The sequence below is a fragment of the Emticicia sp. GW821-FHT11C11 genome, assembly GCF_058808615.1.
This window is the reverse complement of the sequence record NZ_JBXARV010000003.1, coordinates 644994-668197: the sequence shown is the minus strand read 5'-3', so window position 1 is coordinate 668197 and position 23204 is coordinate 644994. Positions and strand designations below refer to the sequence as shown.

Here is a 23204-nt window from a genome sequence, read left to right as displayed (position 1 = left end):
TTCCTAATTCGACAATCTGCAATCGAAAATCGACAATCAATTAAATGATAGTTTCGGTATGGCGCTCCAGAGTTCGTTGCGTACATCGCGCATTTCGTCGAGCGTGCGTTTACCTAGGCCGGTGATACTGAAATACCTCTTTCGGCGGCCACCTCTTTCGGTGGTTGCTCCACCCAGCGCCGACTGCACAAAGCCTTTCTCTTCCAGTCTGTAAAGTGCCACATGCACCCCGCTCAGGCTGATGACCCGGTCGGTGCGTTTTTTGAGTTCTGTCGCTATCGTAACACCATAGGCGCCTCCCTCAAGCACCGCTACGGTCAACAAAACCAGTTCTTCGAATTCTCCTAAATAGGGTCTTCCCATAATATTTTCTATTTCATTATTATTTGCTAAACAAATAAAGCCAACAAACACACTTTTCCCAAAACTCTCCCGGCTTTTATTTCATTATTATTTGTTAAACAAATGCAATGCCAAGTATAAAAACGGCTCTGTGGCATGCTGCAGGTCAGTTCCTTCAAATCGAAGTGTCCGAAATCGGACACCCGCCTGTCCGTTTCTGGGCGGACGCAACTACCTGTTTTCTCCCCTGCCGCCAGCTGTATCTGTCGGCCCCGCGCAACCCCTATAACTGTGTCAACAATGCGTTTACAAGGTTTTACATATCTTTTACATAATTCACATCACCCGTTTCTCCGGCATAGCCTACATTTACGAAGCAATAACAGCACGCAATGCCGTGCCGGGTGAAATCAGAAAATTAAACAGCTCATACATGAAACGCATCAATAGCTTTCTTAATAAAATACCTACGCTTTTAGTCCTGCTACTACTTATAGCCACTGCCGGTATAGCACAGGATATCCCGGTTATAAAGGCCCCGGTTGCCATAGACAGACCCAAGGGAATGAAGCCCGAAGTTAATGTAGAATGCATGGTGCAGGATAGAACCGGACGCACCTGGTTCGGCACTACGGGTGCGGGTTTGTATAGTTTCAATGGCCGGACATTTACACGCTATACTGAAAAAGACGGGCTGATGAATGGCATTATTTTTTCCTTGCTGGAAGACCGCGAGGGGCGTATCTGGGTGGGTACCAACGAAGGTGTTTATTATTTCGACGGCCACAAGTTCAATCATTTTACTCTGCCGGGGCTTGACGATATCAATTACAACCTCATCAGTTCTGCCAACATTGTCCGGTTCTGGTATCGGTACAAACCCGTGCTTAGTTTAGCGCAAGACAACGCAGGCAATATCTGGTTTGGTACAGCCGGACTAGGGGTTTACCGTTATGACGGACACACCTTCACCAATTACCGCTACGTAGCCGGCGAATGGAAATCTTTTGTGCCCGACACCTATAACCGCATCAATTGTAATATTTACGGGAATGCGGTTCGCCACATGATGGTTGACAAAAAAGGGCATATCCTGTTCACTTCAACAGCTGGCGGGCGGCTATTCAGGTTTGACGGCACTACTACTACCAGTCTCATTGACAGCGGCCGCATAAAAGGCAAAATTATTAGTATGATTGAAGATAAAACAGGCAGCATCTGGCTGAGTACGGAGCTGGACGGGGTCTATCGCGTACACAACAGAAACGTGCAGCAGTATACTGAAAAAGACGGTTTATGCTTAAACACCCTCACCGCCGCAATGGCCGACAAAAAGGGGAATATGTGGCTGGGAAGCGCGCGCCTGCCTGATAAAAAAAGGAAAGAGAGCTGTATTGTAAAGTTCGACGGCAAGGCTTTCAAGCAATTCCAGACAGGTATTCTGAAAAACATGGCTCTCACCGGTATTTTTGAAGACAGAACCGGAAACATCTGGATCAGTGGCCAAAACATGAGCCTCTATAAATATGATGGCCAGGTGATTACGAATTTTTCGGATATGACGCGAATTCCAAGCTCGCCCAAGCCAAATAAAACAAGCCTTTAAAACACTCCAAAACACCGGAGTATCGATAGAGTCTCCAGGACGCTTGCACCTATTGTTCCATCAGAGTCTCCCGTGTGCTATAGCCTAAAGCCAAGCCAGGGGACTCTGATGGCGAAGGTTTTTAAAATTACTTTCCATCAATCCGTTCAATATAGATTGGTTCTTTCCATCCAATACCTCGCATTGGCCGTGCATCCATGCCTTCCTCTACGAAATAGAAACCCTTTAAAACAAAAGTCAAGCCAAGAGTTTAAGTTAATTGAATTCAAATGGCTATTTATGAGTAATAGTCAACCTATTTTAGGACGTTACAAAATTTTATTCCGGTGCGTGAAGACACGCACCAGTGCGAAGGCCTTTAGGCCACGAAGCACATACAGTCCAGTTATGTGCAGTACCGCAACCACAATTATTTTTTTATCAATTTTCTTAAACTTTTTTGTATTGGCATATCAATCAATTTATATAAATATATACTTAGTATTATTGTAACCATTAGTGTAAATAATAGTTTTACTATTTGTATATAGAATATATTTATATCTCCAATGATTCTCGGGAATATAGCACGATAAAGAAATGCTATTATATGAGTATGAAAAAGATACATTGCATAACTTGCCTCCCCTAACAAAATCAGAAATTTTATTGTTACATTTTTCTTGTTTATATAATCTTCAATTGTCAATAATGCTATTATTAGAATTAATGATGGTATTCCTTTTTGTAAGTTTCTATTTTCTGAAAAAGAAAACCCCATAATGTCACTGCCTAGCAAATAGGCAAAACATACAATTGCAATACTCAAACAAATAATTTTAATACGCAATACATGGGGAGGGCAATGAGCCGATTTTTGTTTGATACATTCATAGACAGGGAATAATAAAAGCCCATAAATAAATTCAGGAAATAATCCTGTCCTATAATACTCCAATTCAAAGGAGTCGATCTTGAAGATATTTAAAACAACTAAGAATATAATCAATACAAGTGAACAAAATACTGCCAAATACCTTTTATTTTTTACAATAAAAATGCAGAAAGCCATTGTCATATAAAAAAACATTTCAAAACTTAATGTCCATCCCTGCCCCAATATCGGCAAATTTCCCTTGAGCTCATCTTTATATGGGATAAAAAACAATGATTTTACAATCTTTTCAGTGGTAATTTTAGTGCCATGGTATAAGTGTGGAAAAAGTAAAGCAACAAGTATTATTAACAATGTCACAATATAATACAACGGCACAACTCTGAATATTCGTTTTATCATAAATCTACTGGTATCTCTCGAAACAGTATAGGCTATAATAAAACCACTAATAATAAAGAAAATATCAACACCCCATCCCCCGGTATTTTTTATATTAGTAAAACCACCTTCACTGGCACAGTGCGTATAAACTACCTCTAAGGCCGCTATTGCCCTTAATATTTGGATTGTTATAAAATTCTGTTGGTGTTTAGTTTCATTGTCCATAAAATCTCCTTTGTAAGCCCATTATACATTCAATATATTTTTTTGTCAACAATTTTTTGCGGTATTGCACACAACGGTTCGGGGCTTGGCTTTTACTTTGCACTTGTAAAACAAAAATATAAAAATTCATAATTGATTTTTGAAGAAAACAGATAGGCATAGTACGCGCCTGCAGATATATAAGGATTGAAAGGCCGGAAACCCAGCGGCTTTATACCAACCTGAATGATATCGAGTTGAACGTAGTTTAATTTTGTACGGACTCTGGTAGTCTGGTTTTGTGACTCAAATACTTCAGACGCACCTTTCAGGTTATACGTGAGCTCCAGTTGGCTGGTAAATCTTTTTGTGTTGATGATATCTGCAACTAATCCGACGTGATACCCTACATTCGGATTCTCGGGCGGAGGCAGCCATCTATCTTTCATGTCTCTATAAAAGGTAGTCAAAGTAATACCGAATTTCAAACCGGCTATTCGTGGCTTATGGGTAATCTCAATATTCTGTGCCATACCCAAAATCGGCAAAACCAGAAGTTTAACACAGCAAATTAGCTTTATTTTCACAGATGAGTACGCAGAGTTAATCGTAAGTTTTACAAATAAAGGAATTTATAAACAAAGCATAAAAAAAAATTATTTAACGTATCCAAAGCCCTGCACGGAGACTCTGTCGCAGAGGCCATCAAAACCTTACCCATTAACCAAAAAAAAAGCCGGCGCTTCGCACCGGCTCCCAGTATCTTACATTCATATTCTATTCCACTACTCTCACGCTCAAAGCTGTTTTCTGGTTAGGTTTAGCTACTTCATAGGCAATTAGTAGTTTGCCGTTCGCTAAAAGCGTAGTGGCATTCTGGCCGTAGTCAGAGCCTTTCAGTACCTGTTCGTCAAGCGCTTTGCCGCCTGCTACTTTGGTATATAGAATCTGGCTGGTACCGCCTTCGGTGGTTTGTTCCCATACAAAAACACCTTGCTTGTCGTCAGCAGTTACGGTGCCGTTTTTAGCATTGGCATTCAGCACTTTCAATAGTTTACCGTCTGAGGTAACCAACCTAACACCTGCCTGAACATTAGCACCCGAAAACCAGGTAATCAGCGCGCCGTTGGCGGTAGCCACAGATGTAGCTCCTGTATGCGGACAGCCCTTAATCTCCCATTTGTCGTCATGCAGAATAGCAGGTTTCGACCAGCTAGTACCGTTATCGGCCGAGGTCATGCGGGCAATATCACGGATATCATCATTATTATCACGGTAGAATGCATTCAGCGTACCTTTATTATCAACCAGCAGACTGATGTTGCAGCAATCGCACACCACAGGGTCAATCACTTTTTCGGGTTGAAACGCCCCGTTTCTGGTAATCACCATGCGCAGGTCTCTTTCTTCATGCTTCGTGCTGCCTTTTACGTCTTTCAGATACGCCACTGCCAGCTCGTCGTTGGCCAATACAACGGCATCAAAAAAACCTCTCACCAGGCGTGAAGTATCTGAGTCGACCGATACGGGGGCTGTCCAACTGGTGCCGTTATCTTTTGAAACCGTATATCTGATCTGCAAATCTCTTTTCGCCTTCGGTGCCGGAGTAGCAGGCTTTTCATGATTACCGTGGCCACCTTCATGCGCTACAGGGGCAAGCACTGCCACTTCATTGCGATAAGAAAAAACGGCAGCCATACTACCATCCTTTTTAAAAAGCAGCTTCGGACGCATCAGTCGGCTGCTACCTATCGAGGGGCTCGCATAAATCAGTTTTTTTTCACCAAAGGTTTTACCGCCGTCTTTCGACACCGTAAAATACAGGCTCAGCACGTTAGCATTATCTTTTTCTGTCCAGTACAAAACGGGTTCTCCCTGATTATTCTTGGTGAAAGTAGGCAAAGTATAGGCATTCCCCGACTCCCCGAAAGGATTACTCTGTGCCATCGACGCTCCTGATAATAGTGTCAGAAACAAAGCAATTATTAAAGACATGTTCTTTTTCATTGTTCCGGTATTTTGGTTCATGTTTCCGTGTCCAGAAACTATTTAGAAGCTTTCTAAATAACAAATCTAAGTCAGTGTCAGAAGTAAAGCAAGAAAAACTGGTAGAATTTACTATAACCGGCTCTTTTGCATCTCAAAACTATATGCTTACGCCAAGAGCCGAACAGTCTGGCACATTTTTGTGAACACAGAATTATTTGTACTTTTATGTAATCCTATAAAAACACAGCAATTATGACCCGTAAAGAACGAATAAAGAAATTTATTCCACCTAAAATATTATCTCTCAGAATATCCTTCTTCGCTTATTTTGTCAAATTACCGGCTATCATTTATCTGCGTTTGCGCAAAGATTACCTGTATGATCTGAAAAAATTCCATCAATATTCGGCCACTATGAGCCTCGCAAAAAAGGATCATTATATGGCGCTTTTAATCAAAGAATATCATGCTATTGAAAAAGGATTAGCACTCCCCGATTCCCGGACAGCGTTTGGAGAAAGGCGCATCAGCAGGTTTATAAAGATTCTTGAAACGTATCTGAATAAGTACGGTAATGATATTTTCACTCAAGTATCGACAGACACCCTGTACTCGTATCTGCGCTATAACAAAGAAAACTGGCAGGTAGACAATCCGCTGATAAAACACATTGAAAACTTTATTGAATCACACAAGCAGGACGATACGCTCACAGGTGGCATAAAAGAGCTCGCAAGGGAAGACGTTCTGTCGCATGCAACCATTGCGTTCGATGATTTCATGAGCTCCCGACATAGCGTCAGAGATTTCTCATCCGACCCTGTTGATATTCAGATTATTGAGGAGGCCATCAAAACAGCAATCCATGCGCCCTCGGTGTGTAACAGACAAGCCTGGAAAGTATATGTGGTCAATAATGATACGAAAGACCTGAAATCGAAATTTTTGTCTATTCAAAATGGAAATAAGGGATTCGGTAAAAACATTGATACCCTGCTTGTTGTAACAGGTAAACTAAGCCATTTTTGGCGATACGAACGCAACCAGGTGTACATCGATGGAGGAATGTTTGCCATGGCACTCCTGCTTAGTCTGCATGCAAAAGGGCTAGCAACCTGCTGTTTAAACAACAGTTTCACGGCAGACACCGAGAAGGCATTCAAGGAGGTTACCGTCATGGATGAAGACATCGTTCCGATCATGTATATTGCCGTTGGGCATTATAAAGAAACATTTAAGGTAGCGCATTCTTTCAGAAAACCTATCGACATGATAATGACCAGGCTTTAATTTACCGATACAGAATCGCTCATCAATGCCTCATTTATTCCGGTCGGTATAGCCGGATTAAAAAAGATTGAATAAATTCGGGCACAAAACTATGTAGCTTATGACAGTCGACCAGATATTGACCGAATTGAAAGCACTCTCGAACGAGAAGGTGCACAAGATGAACAAGAAAAACGGTGCCCCCGACAACCAGTTTGGTGTAAAAATGGGTGACATTAGAAAGATAGCCGACAGAATAAAAACGAATCATGCATTCGGACTCGAATTGTGGGCCACAGGCAATATTGAAGCCAGACTATTGGCAACTCTGGTAATGATACCTAAGAATTTATCGACCGACGAACTGGACAAACTGGCACGTTCGGAGAAGTTCCCGCAACTGGCCGACTGGCTTTATTCCTACGTCATCAAAGTACATCCGGATAAAGAAGAGCTCCGCCGGAAGTGGATGCAATCTGCCGAACCAACAGTAGCTCGCTACGGCTGGAGCCTTACTAGCGGACGAATTGCCAGAGAACCGGAAGGGTTCGACCTCAGCGCCCTGCTTGACAGATTAGAAACTGAAATGCCCACGGCTGATCCTTTTGTACAATGGACAATGAACTCGGCACTGGCGCAAATAGGCATCTGTCATCCACACCTCAGAACACGTGCCGTAGCGATAGGAGAAAAACTGGGCATCTACCGCGACTACCCCGTTTCCAAAGGTTGCACCTCCCCCTTCGCTCCTATATGGATAAACGAAATGGTAAAACGGCAGGGGTGAGAGATAGAGGGCTGTCCCGGCCGAGTCTCCCGCGTGCGCATGCCTTTGTCAGGCAAGAGGACTCGGCCGCAGGAGGTCTATCATTAACAGTTAAATCCTGAATTTATCAACAGGCGCATTCGACTCCTACATCTTTTTTGCCTTAACGGTCACCTTCGTGCCATCATAATCAACAAAGTAAAATTCAAAGATATTCCCCGTCACAAGTCCGAATTTTTGTTCTTCTTTCAATAGCTCTATTGAACTTCCGCTATTCACCAAAGTAAGTTCAATCTCACCTGTATCAGAAGTATTGGGGAATATAGCCGATGTTCTCAGGATACACGTGTTTGCGCTCTTCGGAATTAATTCGAATATGAAAGGGGTATCACCAAATGGAAACGGATATTCCTGCGAATCGATAATAACAACATACCCTTGATAAGTTCCCTTTATCCCGGCAGACAAATCAGGTTCAGGAGATTCATCACGACAACCAAAAAATACAAAAGCCAGCAGCAGCAATAAAATTTGTTTCATGTTATGGGATTTAATATTAGTAGCAACAAAAGTAGATAGATGGGTGATTAATTGCAAGATATTAATTAATAGGCTTCTCTATACCCAAGGGCTGAACATTCTTCATCGCACCTGAAATGGTGAAAAGGCGGAGGGTGGATAGATGGGTTAGATTAAAATTAAGTTATGTCCCGGCAGAGTCTCCCGGTGTGTGTCGGCCATAAGCCAAGTAAGGGGACTCTGCCGCAGGGGGCTATCCAACTACTGAATATTCAGATAACGAGTCAGTTTTACCTTTTCATTATCTTCATGCTAATTATAAAACTTTGCAGGTAATACCAAAACTTAGTCAATATGCAAATAAACACAGCTATCCAATAAAGTCGAACTAAAAGTTCGCCCCAAATCTACAATCTGCAACTGAAAATCGACATTTGCCATTCTGCAAAAAAGCCCTATCTTTGCCCCGGCTTTAGGGGTATTCTGAAAAGAATTGAGAGAGTCCCTTTGAACCTGATACGGTTGATACCGACGTAGGGAAAAGCGAATAATATATAGCTGCACACAGGCATATCTTATCCTCTTTTATCATCTTCTTTAGCCATTGTACTTTAATACCAAAAGCAATGGAAAACAATCTCTGGAAACACATCAGCGCAGTCCGCGCACAGTCGCCTCTGGTGCACAACATCACCAATTTTGTAGTAATGAACAACACTGCCAATGCCTTGCTGGCAGTGGGGGCATCGCCCATTATGGCGCATGCACATGCCGAGGTAGAAGACATGACCGCCATCTGTCAGTCGCTGGTTATCAACATCGGCACACTGGATGAATACTGGGTGCAGTCAATGCTGCTGGCAGCTGCACAGGCACAAAAACTGAACAAACCCTGGGTGCTAGACCCCGTAGGCGCCGGAGCAACCCCCTACCGCGACAGCACCCTGAGCCAATTACTGGCTTATAAGCCTACCATTATCCGGGGCAATGCCTCAGAGATACTCGCACTGGCCAAAGCCAATACCACGCCTACCAAAGGTGTAGACAGCACCGCCGAAAGCAACGAAGCCATTGATGCTGCCAGATTGATTGTAGACCAATACGATACCCTGGTGTGCATTTCGGGCAAGACCGATATCATAGTGGGTAAGGATATCCTCATTTATCTCAACAATGGTGATGCCCTGATGACCCGGGTTACCGGTTTGGGTTGTTCGGCTACGGCTGTCATTGGCGCGTTTATTGCGGTTATCGAAAACAAAATCGAAGCGGTAACTGCCGCAATGGCATTATTCAGCATCAGCGGAGAGTTAGCTGCCCGGCAATGCGCCGGTCCGGGAAGTTTGCAGGTACAATTATTGGATACGTTACATACCATAACAGAACAACAATTTTTGCAAACCTTGAAAATCGAATAACGCTCATGCATCCGCAATTTCCATATCAGTTATATCTCGTTATTTCAGAAGCCGCCTGTCTGGGACGCGACTTCCTCAAAGTAGCTGAGCTGGCCATTGCCGGAGGAGTAGATATTATTCAGTTGAGAGAAAAAATGCTCGATACTCCCACATTCATCGAAAAAGCGCGACAACTCAAAGAAGTCACCGATCGATATGGCGTACCACTTATTATCAACGACAACATAGCAGTAGCCAATGCCATTGAAGCTTTCGGTGTGCACGTAGGGCGGAGTGATACTCCGCCGACAGAGATACGCAGCAGATGGGGGAATCGTCTGCAGATCGGGTATTCTATTGAGCACCTGAGCCAACTGAATACCTTTGAAGTAGACACAGCCGGGCATCTGGGCATCAGCCCCATATTCTCTACCCCTACCAAAACCGATACTATAACCGAATGGGGGCTGGAGGGTATACAGCAGATCAGAGGCCTGACTAACAAACCGCTGATTGCCATTGGTAACATGAACATCACCAACGCTTCGGCAGTAATGCATGCCGGAGCCGACTGTATTGCTGTGGTATCGGCCATTTGTGGAGCCGAAAACCCCGAAAAAGCAGCCTACGAACTACGTAATGAAATACTTAAATGAATAAAAAATATACCTATCCGTCAGTACTGACAATCGCAGGATTCGACGGAAGCGGAGGGGCAGGCATACAGGCCGATATAAAAACTTTCTCGGCTCTGGGTTGCTTTGCTACCTCAGTGCTTACGGCATTGCCTGTACAAAACACACAAGGGGTGCGCAGCATCTACCCTATCCCCTATCAGGCAGTAGCTGAACAGATCGAAACCATTCTGGACGACATCTTCCCACGAGCCATTAAAATCGGTATGGTACATACTGCCGAACTCGTAGCTACCATAGTGGCCGCATTGCAGAAATATCCGTCCGTACCACTCGTTTTCGACCCTGTAATGGTGGCCACAAGCGGCCACAAACTGATAGAAGACACCACAATACAGACCATCATAGAGCAATTGTTTCCGATAGCCTCGGTTATTACACCTAATATGGACGAGGCGGCTATTCTGGCCGGAATGCCCATCAGCACTTTAGACGACATGTACGAAGCCGGAGAAAAAATTCTGCAACTGGGCTGCCAATCGGTGCTGCTCAAAGGCGGACATCTCAATTCACCTGTCATCACGTCTTTGTATTTCGACGGCCGTGGACATATACATCCGTTTGAATTCGAGAAATTCCCAACCAACAATACGCACGGTTCGGGTTGTACGTTGTCGTCGGCCATTGCCGCTTATATTGCGCAAGGCAAAGATCTGTTTGAAGCCGTGTTGCTGGCACAAACCTACGTGCATCAGGCCATCAGGCATGGTGCCGACGTAGCCATTGGCCATGGTAATGGCCCCCTCAATCACTTTTTTAACCCTCAGAAACTAATCAAAAATGAAATGGTCTGAACAAGCCTGGCAGCAAATAGAACCTATCTACGAATCTGTTTTACAGATGTCATTTATTCAGGAATTGATAGCCGGTACACTTCCTCTTGAAAAATTTCAGTTTTACCTCTTGCAAGACTCCATCTATCTCGAACACTTCGGTCGCGCGCTGGCTATTGTCGGGGCAAGAGCCAACACTATTCCAGACATGCTGGCGTTCTTCCGCTATGCCGAAACCACCATTATTGTAGAAAACGCGCTGCACGAGTCATACTTTAAAGACTTTGGCATTGTTGACAAAGACAGCATCCAGCCTGCCTGCCATCATTATGCACATTTTCTGAAAAGCACCGCAGCGCTCGAAGCCGTAGAGGTGGGCATGGCTGCCGTATTACCCTGTTTCTGGATTTACAAGGCCGTTGGCGACTATATTTATCAGCATCAGCAAGGTGGCAATAATCCGTATCAGAAATGGATTGACACCTATGCCGGAGAAGAATTCGGCATAGCCGTAAAGGCTGCCATTGCTATATGCGACAGCAACGCTGCCAACACCACAACAGACATACAGGCTAAAATGACAGAGGCTTTCATTACCTCGTCGCGACTGGAATATGATTTCTGGGAAGCGGCGTACATTAACCGCAGGTGGAGGTAATCTTATCAGTGCCATGCCCGCGACATAAGTGCCGGGCGTGGCATAATTATCTGTCTAATTCGGAATAATGTTGACCACTAATCTGGCCGGTTCGGCTTTAGAATCTTCGTAGCTGGTTTGCCAGGTCGGGTTCTGCCCGAGCCCCTGAATCGTAGTATTGTTTCTGATTATATCATCAGTATCAAATACATAATAGGCAATATCGCTTAGCATTCCTGCTATTTCACCGGGTTCATAGTTACTGAATCTGCACTCGAAGTCAGCAATCCCAAATGCATGCAGGCCGAGTGTATCCATCAGCATTTCGCCATTGCCCAAACTGAACAGGCGTACGCTCATGGCGCCATGAAGAAAAGCGGGGTGTTCGTTATCACAGGCTTTCAGGAAATCGTGCGGTTCTATCAGTTTCTCACTGTTTCTGAAATAAACAGCGGTCGGCTCTGTCGCCTTTATTACCGCACAGACAAACTTCTGAAAAAAATCTAACCTTTGCTGATGCGGCAGGCTTCTCGACATTAAGTCTATCAGGTTGATTTCGTACTGGCAGCTTTCCATCACGGTTTTGGCCTCACTCCAATGCCACGACTGCTGAAAAGCCTTTGTGAACCTGTTCAGATCAATGGCACTGTCTATCTCAAGAATCGCTCCTTGGGCAGGCACCGAACCTTCAGTGAAGTGAATCATGTAATCAGGAAAAAAAAAAGCTAATGACGATTCATTATCTGCTGAATCAACATTTTCAAATCTTGTTTCTAACACAGCAAGAATTTTCTCTTTATCCATTTCCGGCTTGTTTTCATAAAACAGGCTCACAGATTGTAAAGCCGGTTCATTAGGAACAATTTCATCGGGTGCTTGCTGGGAAGGAATTTCAATTGATTTCTTTTTAAAGATGTCAAAAAACCCCATGTTCAGAGCAATTGTTTATGGTTAGGTTAAATAATTAAAACTCCTGTCGGCATGTATTGTACATCAGACTCACTTCTCTACTACCCCACCCTTCATTACGGTCAGATGCTCTCTTGCCAGCTCACGTATAGAATCAAACCGTCGGTAAACCCACGATGATTTCGATTTCAGGCCGTTATTCTGCGCCATAGCATAAGACTTAAGACTTAGCTCGCTCAGCGCACTGATATTCTTAACAATAGCTGATAATTTTACATCAATAATAGCACCTACTATGCAATTAACAGCAGGCAGATTCTTAGCCAGTTGTTGCTCCATTATCATAAAAAGCTCGGCATCATTATGCGGCCTGTAAAATATGTGCAGCAAGGCAGTTATAATCTTTTCGGCTGACTCAGACTGCAGATATTCCTTAACCGAGCTCTGCTTCAATAATAAAGGCATAGGCCCGAAAGCAAGTGAGCTTTCTTTCAGATTGGCTGGTTTTACCAGGCTGTCTAAACCACTTTGGCACGAATACCTGATCGCTTCCTTTTCATGATTAAGACCTGCAATAAGCACCGGAAGCACCTTCAGAAGTGTAAACTCCGTCAGGTTTCCAAGCAATTTCTGAAGACACATATAGGCCACTGTCTCCATTTGCGGATCCTTGATGTAAGTCAGAAATAAATCAAGGGTCTTCTCACTGTTTTCTCCAAGTAAGGCTACATTCAATAAGGCATGCTCTTTTTCCTTTGCCGAGCCTGTGCGCAAAATATGGTTTAGCTCAGTATCAAAAGTTTTTCCTTTCGGAGCTACGGGCGCTAAATAATTATTCATATAAAATATGCCTGAACTTTTAATTCAATTGTAAATATCTGTTATACAGCAGCCCTGTTGCCATTGCAACCAAAAACTCTTCCTAAATGCACATTTGCCTTTTAAATCATCAACACTGGCAGAGTCTTATCTATCATCTATTGACAGCGTTAGTCTCCGACTGGTGTGACTCACAGTGTGTAAATTGAATGGGGTAAATGAAGTGTCGGTTAATACTTTTTTGTTAAATCTAATATCAGCAGTTTATATCTGGCTCAGCTGCAGATAAATAAACCCATTGACCCTCCGCTTTTTTGGCAATTCCGCTATTATATACTTTTCTGCTCCGATTCTGTTTATACTATTATTCTGCAGAAACCGTTTCATACTATTTGTAATTGCTAAAATGCCATCAGCTAATTGGGCAATGCACCTTTATACTACACTAACGTACAATATTTACTTAACGTATAATAGCTAAAGTTGTTTATTTTTCTTTCACGAATCTGTTAATTCCATGAAAGGCTCGTATTATTCAATAGCAGAAATTTAACAATTTTAATCAAACTTTTTGACTTCTCACCTATTTTTCGTAAAAACTTAACGCAATATCTTCATTTTTTTTTAATCTCAAAATTAAATCTTTAAAAAATGGAGTTTTATCTTTATTTATATTTATTATATCTTAACTAAAGACCGATTCGTCTTAACAAAATGCACTCATACTTCTCTGCCTTAGCCGGCACTAACAACTTTGTTATCAGGCGCTGCACTTTCAATTAGTACTTCCGCCGACGCTCAACAAATAAGGAGTAATTGTTTTACGGCAGGCACAGCCTCATTTTCAATAATAAGTAACTACCGGTTTCTGAACGGTGAGAGAATCCAGAAACGCCATGAAGTTATCTTTAAAAACTTCAAATTTCTCAATAAGGCAACTCACATCTTCTTTTATATATCCGTATCTGTCTTTCCTCCTTGCTTCTTGTTTTTCAATCAGGCTAAGGCTCTCTTTCAGGTGGCGTGTCCGATGGAAAAAGTATTGAAAATGGTTAAAGAAGATATTCATCTTCTCGTCGTGTTTGTGGGTAACCACCTGTTCGGTTTGCAGAGAAGCCAGCAAGCTCAGCAGGAAATCGTTGTCTTCGGCAAGTAGTTCCAGTTCTTTTTGCCAGAGTTTCTGTTCCGGAGATAAACTATAGTTGTTTGCTACTTTCATTGTTTAATGTTGTTTGATTCAGTCTATATGCATTCAAAGCTAGCCCTGTCACCGGAAAAAAAATATGAGCAAACGCCACTTTCGACGTGACAAAAATCATAAAAAGGCAGTACGAAACCTCATACTGCCTTTAAGCTACTACTCAACTACTATGATTACACGCAAAGCGCGTTAATTTCTATTACCTGTGCCATTAGGCTATGGTCACTAAAGGCAGTTTAGTTCTGAACATCAATTCTTCTGTATTCGAGAGCTTCCACCATCGTTCAAACCACCCATGATGTTTCGGAAACACCACCATCAGATCAGCTCTATTAGCCTGCGCATGGTTCAGAAACGCAGTCACAAAATTCTCACCTTCATGCACATCAATCACATGCGGGTGCTCTCTGAGCAATTCCCTCAGTTTTACCAGTACCTCTTTCACCTCCGCATCTTCCGGATTTTTCACTACCGAGAAAACAGTAATAACCGCTTTAAACGGTTTAAGGTTGTCAAGCACTTGTTGGAGTGCCACTGCGTCTACTTTTTCGCTTACATCCATAGCCAGATACACATTTTCAAACGGCTTGAATTTAGCCTTATGCGGCACCAGCATCAACGGCACCGGCGACTTCAACAGCATTTCACTTGCCACATTTCCAAACAGTTCCGAGCTCCGTGGCAATTGCCCGACGGTGCTCATAATCAGCATATCGGGTTCAAGTTGCGTGGCTGTTTCTATAATGGCATCTACCGCAAGCCCATCTTTATTGATGGCCTCAACAGATACATATCCACCGGCTTGTTTCTGCAGGCGTTTGGCCAGTCGTTTCAACTTGCCTTCATAGTAACTACGTATGGTTGTATCGTCAAAAACCATTGCCGGTACATCGGGCGTGTAAGTATACGACGGATGCGACGCATGCAGTATGTACAACTGCGCGTTGGTTTGCGCCGCCAATTGTGCGGCATATCGGCAAGCATTAGAAGCTGATCTGGAAAAGTCGGTAGTGCAAAGTATTTTTTTCATAGTAACACGGTTGTTTAACACTACAAAGTTGCAGGATATTCTCCGGCTGGCCCCTGACCCACAACAGCGTTGGGTATGATTCAAATCAGTTTTTGGCCTGCGCTTGCGCAACGTCATTCCCAACTCTGATTTCGCTCATAATTTTTCATTTGCTCGCGCTGTTGCTTTGCATCATAATCAGTTCAGAACAATATCAGATAAACAAGACAACCAATGAATACAGCAATTCAGAAACTTTTCGACTTAACAGATAAAACAGCTATTGTAACAGGTGGTGCAATGGGTATTGGCAAAGGCATAGCCGCACGATTGGCGCAGGCGGGTGCCTCGGTAATGATTGTAGACATTATAAGTGAGCAGGAAGCCGCCGGAACACTGGCCGAAATCGGACTGAACGGAGGTAAAGTTGCCTACCATCAGGCCGACTTAAGCAACACCGCTTCGCTCACGGCGGTGATAGAACACACCCTCGGTGCATTTGGCGATGTCGATATCCTGGTTAACAATGCAGGTATTTTCAAATACATGCCCATTACCGACCTGACCGAAGACATGTGGGACAAAACCCTTAACCTGAATCTGAAAACGGTGGCGTTTCTGTCAAAAGCCTTTGTGAATACCCTCATTGAGAAAAAACATGGCGGCAAAATCATCAATATCTCGTCTGTCGACAGCCTGAAACCTACCGGGAATCTGTCGCCGTATGATTCATCCAAAGGTGGAGTCAGAATGCTCACCCGGGCTTTTGCCAAAGAAGCTGGCAAATATGGCATTACCGTAAACGACATCGCTCCGGGAGGCATTAACACACCGGGCATACAAAAAATGGCCGGCGACAACATTCCTAAAGAACAATTGGAAGCCATGCAGGCACAAACAGCCCAGTTTATTCAGTCATTGCCTTTGCAGCGCATAGGCGAACCTGAAGACATCGGCAATGCGGCCTTGTTTCTGGCCAGTCGAGCATCAGACTATATCACAGGTAGTACCATAGTAGTAGATGGCGGTCTATTGCTGGTGTAAGTGCTTATCTGTAAATATTTTTCCGGCCTCTTCGTTTCCCAATAGCGAAGAGGCCTGAACTGTAAACTGGCGTTATCAAATAAACATTTTTATCCTGATAAATCCGAAAGTGCGGGCATTCTAAAAAAAAACAGAACGAAACTATCAATTAAATTCATTTTATTTTTATTTCGCAGATATTTTCTAATTCACAGACTCCTTAAATGACACAATAAGGAATTTAAAAACTGATGTTGATGCAATACAAACTAAACGAAAAAAGAATTTTATTAACACCCTTGGGTGACGAGGGCGTTCTTCTTGATCTGGAAACCAACGATTACATCTCTCTTAATGAAACTATCTACAGAATCCTGAAAGGCATTGAAGATGGCCTTGAACTACCGGAAATCATAGAAAATCTTTGCGAAGAATATGACATTACGGAAGAAGAATGCAAACCCGAAGTAGAAGAGGCCGTAAGTGAATTGCTGCAGAAAAGCTATATTGTTGAATAACCAGAACCGGTAATCTTAAATTTTCAGCTGAACAAACATACTCTCAATCCTATTAATTATGAATGATAGTCTGGCAGCTGATTATTGTGTAAAAATTCTAAAACAACAAGTACGAAATAAAAAAAATTAGCATTGCACCTCTTTAAAAATAATTGTTAATATCAAACTGCTAAACTGATGAAAGTAACTGCGAAGAAAAAAAAATGGGTAAAACCACAAATGGAAAAAATTGTATTAAAAGGCGGGTATTGGGTAGACCCTAATGAAGATTCAAACTATAGCCCAAGCGGCGTAGACTTGCCTTAAACGCAAAGTGTTGTTAATTGCAAGTTTCAGACTAAAACTCTTCTAAAGCACGATAAAATCCGGCTGTGACCAGCCGGATTTTTTTTATTTCCCTTATCAATTCCAATTACTCAATTTTAATAAATTCTTAAGCACAACAGCCCTATACATTAATAAAATCGTACTATATTTGAAGATTATATAAAACATTACCATTAAACCACTTAACTATATGAAAGCATCCACTACAAAAAGAAAATGGGTATCTCCACGAATGGAAAAAATTGTATTGAAAAACGGCTACCTGTATAGTACTGAAGAAGATTCAATGTTTGGTCCGGACGGCGCATCATGGTAAATACTAAAAGGGTTTAATCTGTCTGATTATCTCACTTTGTTTGTCATGCTATTGCGGGCGTATTCCGGCTTTTTTACCGTTTATATGTCTTAAAAACTAATCACTATATATGAAAGTAACCGCGAAGAAAAGAAAGTGGGTAAAACCCCAAATGAAAAAGATTGTATTAAAGAGTGGATTGGACTCTACAGAAACGAAAAATCTGTACTTTGATCCATTCTCTGTCAATTTAGGCTAGTAAAAGTGAGTCAATTACGACAAATAATATTAATCAGGCCCGGCTGTAAATCAGTCGGGCTATTTTTTACATCTCTTCTCACGATAAGGTCATTCAGGCAAGCGGTTCGGGCACAGTTTGTTGTTGTGTATATTTATTGATGTAATAATCCATTGAATAATACAAAATACGCCTTGCGAGCAAATCCAGATCTTCCTCTGTTTTTACTTCACTAGCCGGAATCAACATATCAAGTGCATCCGTAACCCGGTAACCCGAAAAGTCTTTTATCCGCCTCTTCTTCCAGTATTCGGCAAAGGCGAGTGTCATGGCTCCGCTGAACTTAGGTTGTATACGTACCTGCTCCGGCAATATGCCCTTACACATATTTCTGAAAACTGCACGTGAGTAAGGACGGGGCTCAAACATACCTGCAGGCAGACTATACACAAACGTTATCAGCCTGATATCCGCCAGCGGATACACCGTTTCAACACCATGCATCTGTGCATAGGCACCCTCTGACTCCGTACGCAGGCAGGTATGTGGCCTGCCTATCAGGTTTTTGATAGATTCTTTGAACGAGGGATAAAATTTAAAGCTGTCGTCGTTCAATAAACCATGCCATGCTGAGTTTTTTTTCAGCAGATTTCGCCGTGCCTGAATTTTATCATAGCTACGCATATAAGACCCTCTCATTTTCGAGCGGTAATAACCTCCAATGGTTCTAAGGCCTTTCAGACGGTTTTTAGCCAGATAGCTACCAATGGCTCTCCAGTCGCGATTGGCCAGATACTCAAAGAAATATTGTGCACCGCCGATAGAGACGCACTCGTCGCCCGGAAACCCGCTCATCATCACGCCTACCTTATCTGCCGCTCCGGCTTTAAAGATAACATCCTGCCAGAGGCAGTCAGAGTTGGCATGGCCACCCATCACGAGGTCGGAGTATTCCAGTTCTTCAAATACATCTTTAAAATGGAAGTCTTCAATTTTGCGGTGGTTGGTAGGCAACAGCCCTGCATAATCCATTACCGCCTGCTGGGTACCCTGCTCGTCAATACCCCGTTCGGAATACGGCCGGGTTTTATCCGACAACACAAACGAATAAGTAAACAGGCGTTCCTTCGGGATATTCCTTGCGAGTAAAACCGCAATGGCCGACGAGTCGAGCCCTCCGCTCAACTGGCAACCTACGTTTTTATCAGTTCGGGCACGACAGACAATCGCCTGAGTAAAAAGTCGCCCGAGTTCGGCATAAATGGCTTCGGTGCTTGCAAAGGCCGAAATATCTACTGCCTGCAGTTCCCAGTATCTTTCTACCTTACCAAGCCCCCGTTCTGCATCGGCCATTACATAATGGGCGGGTTTCAGCCGTACTATATTGTCAAAAAATGTTTCTTCAACTTCCGGATTATAGTTTTTTAGCTCAATGGCTATGTAGCGTTGGTTAAGCACCGGTTTTATTACCGCTTTAATTGCCTGCATGGATGTTGAAAACAACAGCTTTTCGTTGTCCTGATAATAAAACAGCGGTTTGATACCCAGATGATCTTTGGCCATAAACAGGGTTCGCTGCTGTGTATCCCAGACTACAAAAGAGAAGTCGCCCAACAGATGTTTTACGCAATCTTTGCCGTAAACGGTAAAGGCAGCCAGCAGATACTCGTGGTCGGCTTGTGAATCGCTCAGTTTGAGTTTTTCTGCCAGTTCTACACGATTATCGAGCCTCACGGTAGCCACCAGTACAAACCGCTCATTCCGGCATAAATGGGGATAATTCGATGCCTCAGGTGTAGTAAACAGCAGTTCATTGGCTAAAATAGCGTCGGCAGATTCGAAAAAAACATGGGCGTCAGACTTGAAGAAATCCATACTTTGGTGCATCTTTGTATAGACACTTTTTGTATCTAATGCGGACGACAGCCGGACGCAGCCCCAATAATGACTCATATATTAAACATTGCAGTTGAAAATTAAAAGAGGCTCAATTTATACGAAGAATCTGAAGATTGAAAGGAAACTGCTGTAATAAAAATACGAATGGAATACCGATATCAGATTTACGGAATTACTGTTGTTTCAACCATTGAATTACCTGACCTCGCCCCGGCAAAAGATGAAATTGATACCGACAAACCCATACGGGTAAGCATCGGTAAAATGCCGCAACAACTGAAAGGGAACGTAATTATTCAAAGACCCACTCTCGATCTGACAGACGAAGAGGTAATCATAAAAGTAACGGATGTGGCTCATTATTATGTATCAGGCGGAGAGCATATCATAATAGAGCCTATAAGTAAGAATAGAGAAGAGGTGCTCGTCTACGCCTATAATTATGCCATGGCGGCAGTATTGCTCCAACGTGATATTATTCTGCTGCATGTATCCGGTGTATTTACCGAAACGGGAAAAGTACTGCTTTTCGGAGCGCCATCAGGAACCGGCAAATCTACTACAGCACTTATGCTGGGCCAGAAAGGCTACCGCATCTTTACCGACGATACCGCCCTACTCACCATTGAAGACAATAAATGCTACGCCAGGGCATCTTACCCACAAACAAGGCTGTGGCAGCAAGTGGTAGAAGTACAGGATATATATGATGAGAAAGACAAGAAACCATTCAAAACAGGAATGGATAAATACGCTTTTACCTTTGCTGATGATTTCGTTGACGAAAAAGTGGAGGTAGCAGGCATTGTATTTCTGGAAAAAAACGGAAACGACATCGACATTCAGCAATTGGGGCACATTGCCATCGTACAGGAACTCGATGAAAATATTTATGGCAGAAGATGGGTGCATGAAATGAACAAAAACCGCCAGTTGTTTCTGTTCAGCATGCAGATAGCCAATACTGTACCCTGCTGGAAAGCCACCAGACCGCTTGAGGCCGATAGTTTCCATCCTTTTGCCGAAGCAATTATTGAAAACATCATTTACAGCGAATCTGAAGTGTAGTTTTATCATAAAAACGGAACCTGTACCGCATAAATGTGAGACCTGATGAAAGGGTAAACACTGAGCCATAACTGGTTGTATACAAGAAAAAAGACGGGCAATACCCGTCTTTTTCGAACCTGACTGTTCTAATTCTAAGCTTTAGAAAAAATCTTTCCCTAAAAGGAGTTGTGTGAATCTTTCACGACTATTTACTACATACTAAAATATAGAAAACCCTTGCGTTTGTTTATAAACAAGCCTGAACAGTCGCTTTTGGAAAAAAGACAGGCAGTACCTGTCTCCTTCTTATTCTGAACATCGTGATATGGTCCAGCTCCTATTCATAAATAACAAATCTCCTGTCTTTCGCCAATCCTGATTCAGAAAAAAGACAGGCAATACCTGTCTTTTTCATATTTGTCAGAACCTAATTCTACAAACCTTCGACAAGCCCTTTAATATCTCTGTTGTGCAAATTTTTCACGCTTCAATACATGAGCTAATCAAAAAAAGGAATGCACATCTTTCACCAAATCTGTGATGTCATTACCCTGCGTTTCATTATGCTACTCAAAATTAGTGACGCTGTTCTTCTTAATTTATGACAACCCTTACATAAAAACATGATACATGTCATAAAATAAAACACAGACAAGACCTGAAAAAATATCGCCTCTACCCTCATTCAGATTTCAGAATTTCTCCTATCTTTGCTTGCGTATTTCTAACCATTTAGAATTAACCTATTATTTATGCCCTTTTCAGTTTCAGCGCAGGCGCTTGTTCTGTTGCACCGTTTTTTTGCAATCATAAGTACGTAAGAATAATGAATGCCTCCGCCAGTTTAACTGGTTGGTCATGGCTTTCTACAGACTGTTTCAGGCAATACCCGGTGTTGGTATTGCACTTCAGAATAGTCAGATTGTTGCAAAACAGGCGCATGCGCTGATCCTGAAAGGATTTATATGTGGAGTATCAATCCTTCGCCAATAAATATTCGCCGCAGGTAATACCTGCAACGAAGAGAAAATAAATTAAATGTGTATTTTAAAGGTAGAATGTGAGAGGTTAAACGACCAAAAAGCAAGGTGTTTTACACCTTGTTTTTTTCTTGTATCGATAGGCTGCTGAAACTGCCGATTGACTCTGACTTAAAAGTTGTCAGGCAAACATTCTTTTTCATATATTTGTTTTCGAACTTTCTTCCGGTTTCATTTTCATCGAAAACGCCGTGACATGCCTGCCACTATCCGAAAACCGGTTTTACTGATTACGCTTTTTACCTGCTGGCTAAGTGCCTGCGTAGAACCTTTTAACCTGAACCTAGAAAGCACAGCGGAGATTCTGACGGTTGATGCAACCCTAAGCGACTTACCTCAGCAACAGCATGTCAGAATTTATTGGTCTGTCAATAACCAATCCAATGTTACTTCTAAAGGGGTAACAGGCTTACGGGTAGAGGTGCAGGTTAATGAGGTCAACCGTATTTATTTAACAGAAGGGTATTCGGGTTATTATTATTTCCCTGAAAACTTCCGCACACAAGTAGGGCATAACTACAAGCTGTTTTTCTGGAAGCCCGACGGAACACCCTATGAATCAACAGTTGAGCAAGTACCGGAGGCACCCGCCATTACCCAAATACACGACACCTTCGCTTCTGAAGGCATAACCGATAGAGACGGTAAAACTCAACCCGCTCATAATATTTACATTGATGTAGCAGATCCTGCTAAAAGCCAGAACAATTATGTATGGAGTTGGACACATTGGGAAAAACAAAGCATTTGCGCCAGTTGCGACCAAAGCCGCTACGAATTGACTCCCCAACCCGGCTGCAAGCCGTATCCATCTTATGGAACTCTCGACTACAATTGTAACGGCAGTTGCTGGGAGATTTTCAAAAATCCGAAACCCATTGTGATGAGCGATGTCTTTTTTAATGGCAAAATGCTCCTTAACAAGCTAATTACGCAGATACCCTACTATTCAACCGAAGGCTGCCTGATTGAAATAAACCAATACAATGTTTCTAAAAGTGCCTATCAGTACCTGAAAATACTGCTGGAACAAAACCAGAACAATGGCACACTGGTTGACCCACCACCCGCTACCATTATTAGTAACGTTAAAAACATGAAGAAGCCTGAGGAGAAAATTGCAGGCTACTTTATGGCCAGTTCTTCTAAAAAGTTGCTGTACTGGCTCGACAGAAAAAACGCCACCACTGCGCCGATACGATATGGCATGCTAGGCCGTGAGCCCAATTATGAGCGAACGTCCCCCGACCTGCAACGCCCACCACTGGCCACTTGCTACTACAGCGACACCCGAACACCATTTGTGCCTGATGGATGGGCTGGCACTTTCAGCAGTAAATACTAAACCCTCCTCTCTTTGCTCTATGCCCCATGCTCTATGCCCTCTGCCCCTTGCCATCTGCCTTTTCCCCTCTGCCCCA

Annotated in this window: 24 protein-coding genes and 1 riboswitch; of the genes, 14 read left to right on the top strand and 10 right to left on the bottom strand. The window is 42.8% G+C overall.

The genetic code is table 11. From position 1 onward, the window contains the following. Positions 1 to 36: 36 nt before the first annotated feature. Positions 37 to 363 carry a PadR family transcriptional regulator gene (locus AC1RRY_RS17955; protein WP_492822058.1) on the bottom strand — a complete coding sequence of 109 codons (327 nt, stop codon included), beginning with the start codon at positions 361 to 363 and terminating at the stop codon, positions 37 to 39. Positions 364 to 775: 412 nt separating this feature from the next. Between AC1RRY_RS17955 and AC1RRY_RS17950 the strand changes: the two genes are divergently transcribed. After that, on the top strand, positions 776 to 1948 hold the full coding sequence (locus AC1RRY_RS17950) for a ligand-binding sensor domain-containing protein (RefSeq protein WP_492822060.1): 1173 nt from the start codon (positions 776 to 778) through the stop codon (positions 1946 to 1948). Between the two features lie 409 nt (positions 1949 to 2357). On the opposite strand, the gene AC1RRY_RS17945 is transcribed toward AC1RRY_RS17950, so the two are convergent. From AC1RRY_RS17945 to AC1RRY_RS17935, 3 genes are all read right to left on the bottom strand, one after another. Beyond that, complete coding sequence (locus AC1RRY_RS17945) at positions 2358 to 3431, bottom strand: acyltransferase family protein (protein ID WP_492822062.1); 1074 nt, start codon at positions 3429 to 3431, stop codon at positions 2358 to 2360. Positions 3432 to 3523: 92 nt separating this feature from the next. Continuing rightward, the gene (locus AC1RRY_RS17940; RefSeq protein WP_492822064.1) at positions 3524 to 3943 is read right to left on the bottom strand and encodes an outer membrane beta-barrel protein; all 420 of its coding nucleotides are present in this window, start codon (positions 3941 to 3943) and stop codon (positions 3524 to 3526) included. A gap of 244 nt (positions 3944 to 4187) precedes the next feature. Then, positions 4188 to 5417 (bottom strand): sialidase family protein, encoded by a 1230-nt coding sequence (locus AC1RRY_RS17935; RefSeq protein ID WP_492822066.1) that lies wholly within the window; start codon positions 5415 to 5417, stop codon positions 4188 to 4190. Positions 5418 to 5651: 234 nt separating this feature from the next. Here AC1RRY_RS17935 and AC1RRY_RS17930 point away from each other — a divergent pair, with 234 nt between their 5' ends. Both AC1RRY_RS17930 and AC1RRY_RS17925 read left to right on the top strand, forming a co-directional pair. Continuing rightward, the gene (locus AC1RRY_RS17930; RefSeq protein WP_492822068.1) at positions 5652 to 6689 is read left to right on the top strand and encodes a nitroreductase family protein; all 1038 of its coding nucleotides are present in this window, start codon (positions 5652 to 5654) and stop codon (positions 6687 to 6689) included. A gap of 100 nt (positions 6690 to 6789) precedes the next feature. Continuing rightward, positions 6790 to 7455 (top strand): DNA alkylation repair protein, encoded by a 666-nt coding sequence (locus tag AC1RRY_RS17925; protein ID WP_492822069.1) that lies wholly within the window; start codon positions 6790 to 6792, stop codon positions 7453 to 7455. A 126-nt stretch (positions 7456 to 7581) separates the two neighbouring features. Here the strand turns inward: AC1RRY_RS17925 and AC1RRY_RS17920 are convergent, their stop codons facing one another. Then, positions 7582 to 7974 (bottom strand): hypothetical protein, encoded by a 393-nt coding sequence (locus tag AC1RRY_RS17920; protein ID WP_492822071.1) that lies wholly within the window; start codon positions 7972 to 7974, stop codon positions 7582 to 7584. Between the two features lie 443 nt (positions 7975 to 8417). After that, positions 8418 to 8510, top strand: a riboswitch (TPP riboswitch). A gap of 69 nt (positions 8511 to 8579) precedes the next feature. Between AC1RRY_RS17920 and thiM the strand changes: the two genes are divergently transcribed. Genes thiM through tenA form a run of 4 tightly spaced genes read left to right on the top strand, consistent with a single transcriptional unit; the run spans position 8580 to position 11476 of the window. Next, the gene (gene thiM, locus AC1RRY_RS17915) at positions 8580 to 9371 is read left to right on the top strand and encodes a hydroxyethylthiazole kinase (RefSeq protein WP_492822073.1); all 792 of its coding nucleotides are present in this window, start codon (positions 8580 to 8582) and stop codon (positions 9369 to 9371) included. Positions 9372 to 9376: 5 nt separating this feature from the next. Further along, positions 9377 to 10006 carry a thiamine phosphate synthase gene (gene thiE / locus AC1RRY_RS17910; RefSeq protein ID WP_492822075.1) on the top strand — a complete coding sequence of 210 codons (630 nt, stop codon included), beginning with the start codon at positions 9377 to 9379 and terminating at the stop codon, positions 10004 to 10006. Beyond that, on the top strand, positions 10003 to 10839 hold the full coding sequence (gene thiD / locus AC1RRY_RS17905; RefSeq protein WP_492822077.1) for a bifunctional hydroxymethylpyrimidine kinase/phosphomethylpyrimidine kinase: 837 nt from the start codon (positions 10003 to 10005) through the stop codon (positions 10837 to 10839). The genes thiE and thiD overlap by 4 nt, the downstream gene beginning before the upstream one ends. Further along, positions 10826 to 11476, top strand: a complete 651-nt coding sequence (gene tenA, locus AC1RRY_RS17900; protein WP_492822079.1) for a thiaminase II — start codon at positions 10826 to 10828, stop codon at positions 11474 to 11476. The genes thiD and tenA overlap by 14 nt, the downstream gene beginning before the upstream one ends. Positions 11477 to 11530: 54 nt before the next feature. On the opposite strand, the gene AC1RRY_RS17895 is transcribed toward tenA, so the two are convergent. The 4 genes from AC1RRY_RS17895 to AC1RRY_RS17880 all read right to left on the bottom strand — a co-directional run bounded on the left by AC1RRY_RS17895 (position 11531) and on the right by AC1RRY_RS17880 (position 15414). Then, complete coding sequence (locus tag AC1RRY_RS17895; protein WP_492822081.1) at positions 11531 to 12385, bottom strand: DUF4261 domain-containing protein; 855 nt, start codon at positions 12383 to 12385, stop codon at positions 11531 to 11533. Positions 12386 to 12454: 69 nt separating this feature from the next. After that, positions 12455 to 13204, bottom strand: coding sequence for a hypothetical protein (locus tag AC1RRY_RS17890; RefSeq protein WP_492822083.1), 750 nt, complete (start codon positions 13202 to 13204; stop codon positions 12455 to 12457). Positions 13205 to 14027: 823 nt separating this feature from the next. After that, the gene (locus AC1RRY_RS17885) at positions 14028 to 14402 is read right to left on the bottom strand and encodes a hypothetical protein (protein ID WP_492822085.1); all 375 of its coding nucleotides are present in this window, start codon (positions 14400 to 14402) and stop codon (positions 14028 to 14030) included. Between the two features lie 193 nt (positions 14403 to 14595). Beyond that, a complete protein-coding gene (locus AC1RRY_RS17880; RefSeq protein ID WP_492822087.1) occupies positions 14596 to 15414 on the bottom strand; it encodes a universal stress protein in 819 nt (272 codons plus the stop codon). Between the two features lie 213 nt (positions 15415 to 15627). Between AC1RRY_RS17880 and AC1RRY_RS17875 the strand changes: the two genes are divergently transcribed. The 4 genes from AC1RRY_RS17875 (at position 15628) to AC1RRY_RS17860 (ending at position 17577) form a co-directional block, all read left to right on the top strand. Then, positions 15628 to 16437: an SDR family NAD(P)-dependent oxidoreductase gene (locus AC1RRY_RS17875; RefSeq protein ID WP_492822089.1), complete on the top strand. Its 810-nt coding sequence runs from the start codon at positions 15628 to 15630 to the stop codon at positions 16435 to 16437. A 236-nt stretch (positions 16438 to 16673) separates the two neighbouring features. Continuing rightward, complete coding sequence (locus AC1RRY_RS17870; RefSeq protein WP_492822091.1) at positions 16674 to 16934, top strand: PqqD family protein; 261 nt, start codon at positions 16674 to 16676, stop codon at positions 16932 to 16934. A 177-nt stretch (positions 16935 to 17111) separates the two neighbouring features. Next, on the top strand, positions 17112 to 17240 hold the full coding sequence (locus tag AC1RRY_RS17865; RefSeq protein WP_492822093.1) for a hypothetical protein: 129 nt from the start codon (positions 17112 to 17114) through the stop codon (positions 17238 to 17240). Positions 17241 to 17451: 211 nt separating this feature from the next. Next, positions 17452 to 17577: a hypothetical protein gene (locus AC1RRY_RS17860; RefSeq protein ID WP_492822095.1), complete on the top strand. Its 126-nt coding sequence runs from the start codon at positions 17452 to 17454 to the stop codon at positions 17575 to 17577. A gap of 331 nt (positions 17578 to 17908) precedes the next feature. Here the strand turns inward: AC1RRY_RS17860 and AC1RRY_RS17855 are convergent, their stop codons facing one another. Next, complete coding sequence (locus AC1RRY_RS17855; protein WP_492822097.1) at positions 17909 to 19747, bottom strand: asparagine synthetase B family protein; 1839 nt, start codon at positions 19745 to 19747, stop codon at positions 17909 to 17911. 90 nt (positions 19748 to 19837) lie between these two features. Between AC1RRY_RS17855 and AC1RRY_RS17850 the strand changes: the two genes are divergently transcribed. The 3 genes from AC1RRY_RS17850 (at position 19838) to AC1RRY_RS17840 (ending at position 23128) form a co-directional block, all read left to right on the top strand. Continuing rightward, positions 19838 to 20761, top strand: coding sequence for a phosphoenolpyruvate carboxykinase (ATP) (locus tag AC1RRY_RS17850; RefSeq protein WP_492822099.1), 924 nt, complete (start codon positions 19838 to 19840; stop codon positions 20759 to 20761). Between the two features lie 840 nt (positions 20762 to 21601). After that, positions 21602 to 21736: a hypothetical protein gene (locus tag AC1RRY_RS17845; RefSeq protein ID WP_492822101.1), complete on the top strand. Its 135-nt coding sequence runs from the start codon at positions 21602 to 21604 to the stop codon at positions 21734 to 21736. A gap of 243 nt (positions 21737 to 21979) precedes the next feature. After that, on the top strand, positions 21980 to 23128 hold the full coding sequence (locus AC1RRY_RS17840) for a DUF4249 domain-containing protein (protein ID WP_492822103.1): 1149 nt from the start codon (positions 21980 to 21982) through the stop codon (positions 23126 to 23128). Positions 23129 to 23204: the final 76 nt, after the last annotated feature.

What these genes read in the sequence shown, in the direction of transcription:
- AC1RRY_RS17955 (WP_492822058.1), bottom strand. Translation starts at nt 363, where the DNA reads ATGGGAAGACCCTATTTAGGAGAATTCGAAGAACTGGTTTTGTTGACC.
- AC1RRY_RS17950 (WP_492822060.1), top strand. Translation starts at nt 776, where the DNA reads ATGAAACGCATCAATAGCTTTCTTAATAAAATACCTACGCTTTTAGTC.
- AC1RRY_RS17945 (WP_492822062.1), bottom strand. Translation starts at nt 3,431, where the DNA reads ATGGACAATGAAACTAAACACCAACAGAATTTTATAACAATCCAAATA.
- AC1RRY_RS17940 (WP_492822064.1), bottom strand. Translation starts at nt 3,943, where the DNA reads ATGGCACAGAATATTGAGATTACCCATAAGCCACGAATAGCCGGTTTG.
- AC1RRY_RS17935 (WP_492822066.1), bottom strand. Translation starts at nt 5,417, where the DNA reads ATGAAAAAGAACATGTCTTTAATAATTGCTTTGTTTCTGACACTATTA.
- AC1RRY_RS17930 (WP_492822068.1), top strand. Translation starts at nt 5,652, where the DNA reads ATGACCCGTAAAGAACGAATAAAGAAATTTATTCCACCTAAAATATTA.
- AC1RRY_RS17925 (WP_492822069.1), top strand. Translation starts at nt 6,790, where the DNA reads ATGACAGTCGACCAGATATTGACCGAATTGAAAGCACTCTCGAACGAG.
- AC1RRY_RS17920 (WP_492822071.1), bottom strand. Translation starts at nt 7,974, where the DNA reads ATGAAACAAATTTTATTGCTGCTGCTGGCTTTTGTATTTTTTGGTTGT.
- thiM (WP_492822073.1), top strand. Translation starts at nt 8,580, where the DNA reads ATGGAAAACAATCTCTGGAAACACATCAGCGCAGTCCGCGCACAGTCG.
- thiE (WP_492822075.1), top strand. Translation starts at nt 9,377, where the DNA reads ATGCATCCGCAATTTCCATATCAGTTATATCTCGTTATTTCAGAAGCC.
- thiD (WP_492822077.1), top strand. Translation starts at nt 10,003, where the DNA reads ATGAATAAAAAATATACCTATCCGTCAGTACTGACAATCGCAGGATTC.
- tenA (WP_492822079.1), top strand. Translation starts at nt 10,826, where the DNA reads ATGAAATGGTCTGAACAAGCCTGGCAGCAAATAGAACCTATCTACGAA.
- AC1RRY_RS17895 (WP_492822081.1), bottom strand. Translation starts at nt 12,385, where the DNA reads ATGGGGTTTTTTGACATCTTTAAAAAGAAATCAATTGAAATTCCTTCC.
- AC1RRY_RS17890 (WP_492822083.1), bottom strand. Translation starts at nt 13,204, where the DNA reads ATGAATAATTATTTAGCGCCCGTAGCTCCGAAAGGAAAAACTTTTGAT.
- AC1RRY_RS17885 (WP_492822085.1), bottom strand. Translation starts at nt 14,402, where the DNA reads ATGAAAGTAGCAAACAACTATAGTTTATCTCCGGAACAGAAACTCTGG.
- AC1RRY_RS17880 (WP_492822087.1), bottom strand. Translation starts at nt 15,414, where the DNA reads ATGAAAAAAATACTTTGCACTACCGACTTTTCCAGATCAGCTTCTAAT.
- AC1RRY_RS17875 (WP_492822089.1), top strand. Translation starts at nt 15,628, where the DNA reads ATGAATACAGCAATTCAGAAACTTTTCGACTTAACAGATAAAACAGCT.
- AC1RRY_RS17870 (WP_492822091.1), top strand. Translation starts at nt 16,674, where the DNA reads ATGCAATACAAACTAAACGAAAAAAGAATTTTATTAACACCCTTGGGT.
- AC1RRY_RS17865 (WP_492822093.1), top strand. Translation starts at nt 17,112, where the DNA reads ATGAAAGTAACTGCGAAGAAAAAAAAATGGGTAAAACCACAAATGGAA.
- AC1RRY_RS17860 (WP_492822095.1), top strand. Translation starts at nt 17,452, where the DNA reads ATGAAAGCATCCACTACAAAAAGAAAATGGGTATCTCCACGAATGGAA.
- AC1RRY_RS17855 (WP_492822097.1), bottom strand. Translation starts at nt 19,747, where the DNA reads ATGAGTCATTATTGGGGCTGCGTCCGGCTGTCGTCCGCATTAGATACA.
- AC1RRY_RS17850 (WP_492822099.1), top strand. Translation starts at nt 19,838, where the DNA reads ATGGAATACCGATATCAGATTTACGGAATTACTGTTGTTTCAACCATT.
- AC1RRY_RS17845 (WP_492822101.1), top strand. Translation starts at nt 21,602, where the DNA reads ATGGCTTTCTACAGACTGTTTCAGGCAATACCCGGTGTTGGTATTGCA.
- AC1RRY_RS17840 (WP_492822103.1), top strand. Translation starts at nt 21,980, where the DNA reads ATGCCTGCCACTATCCGAAAACCGGTTTTACTGATTACGCTTTTTACC.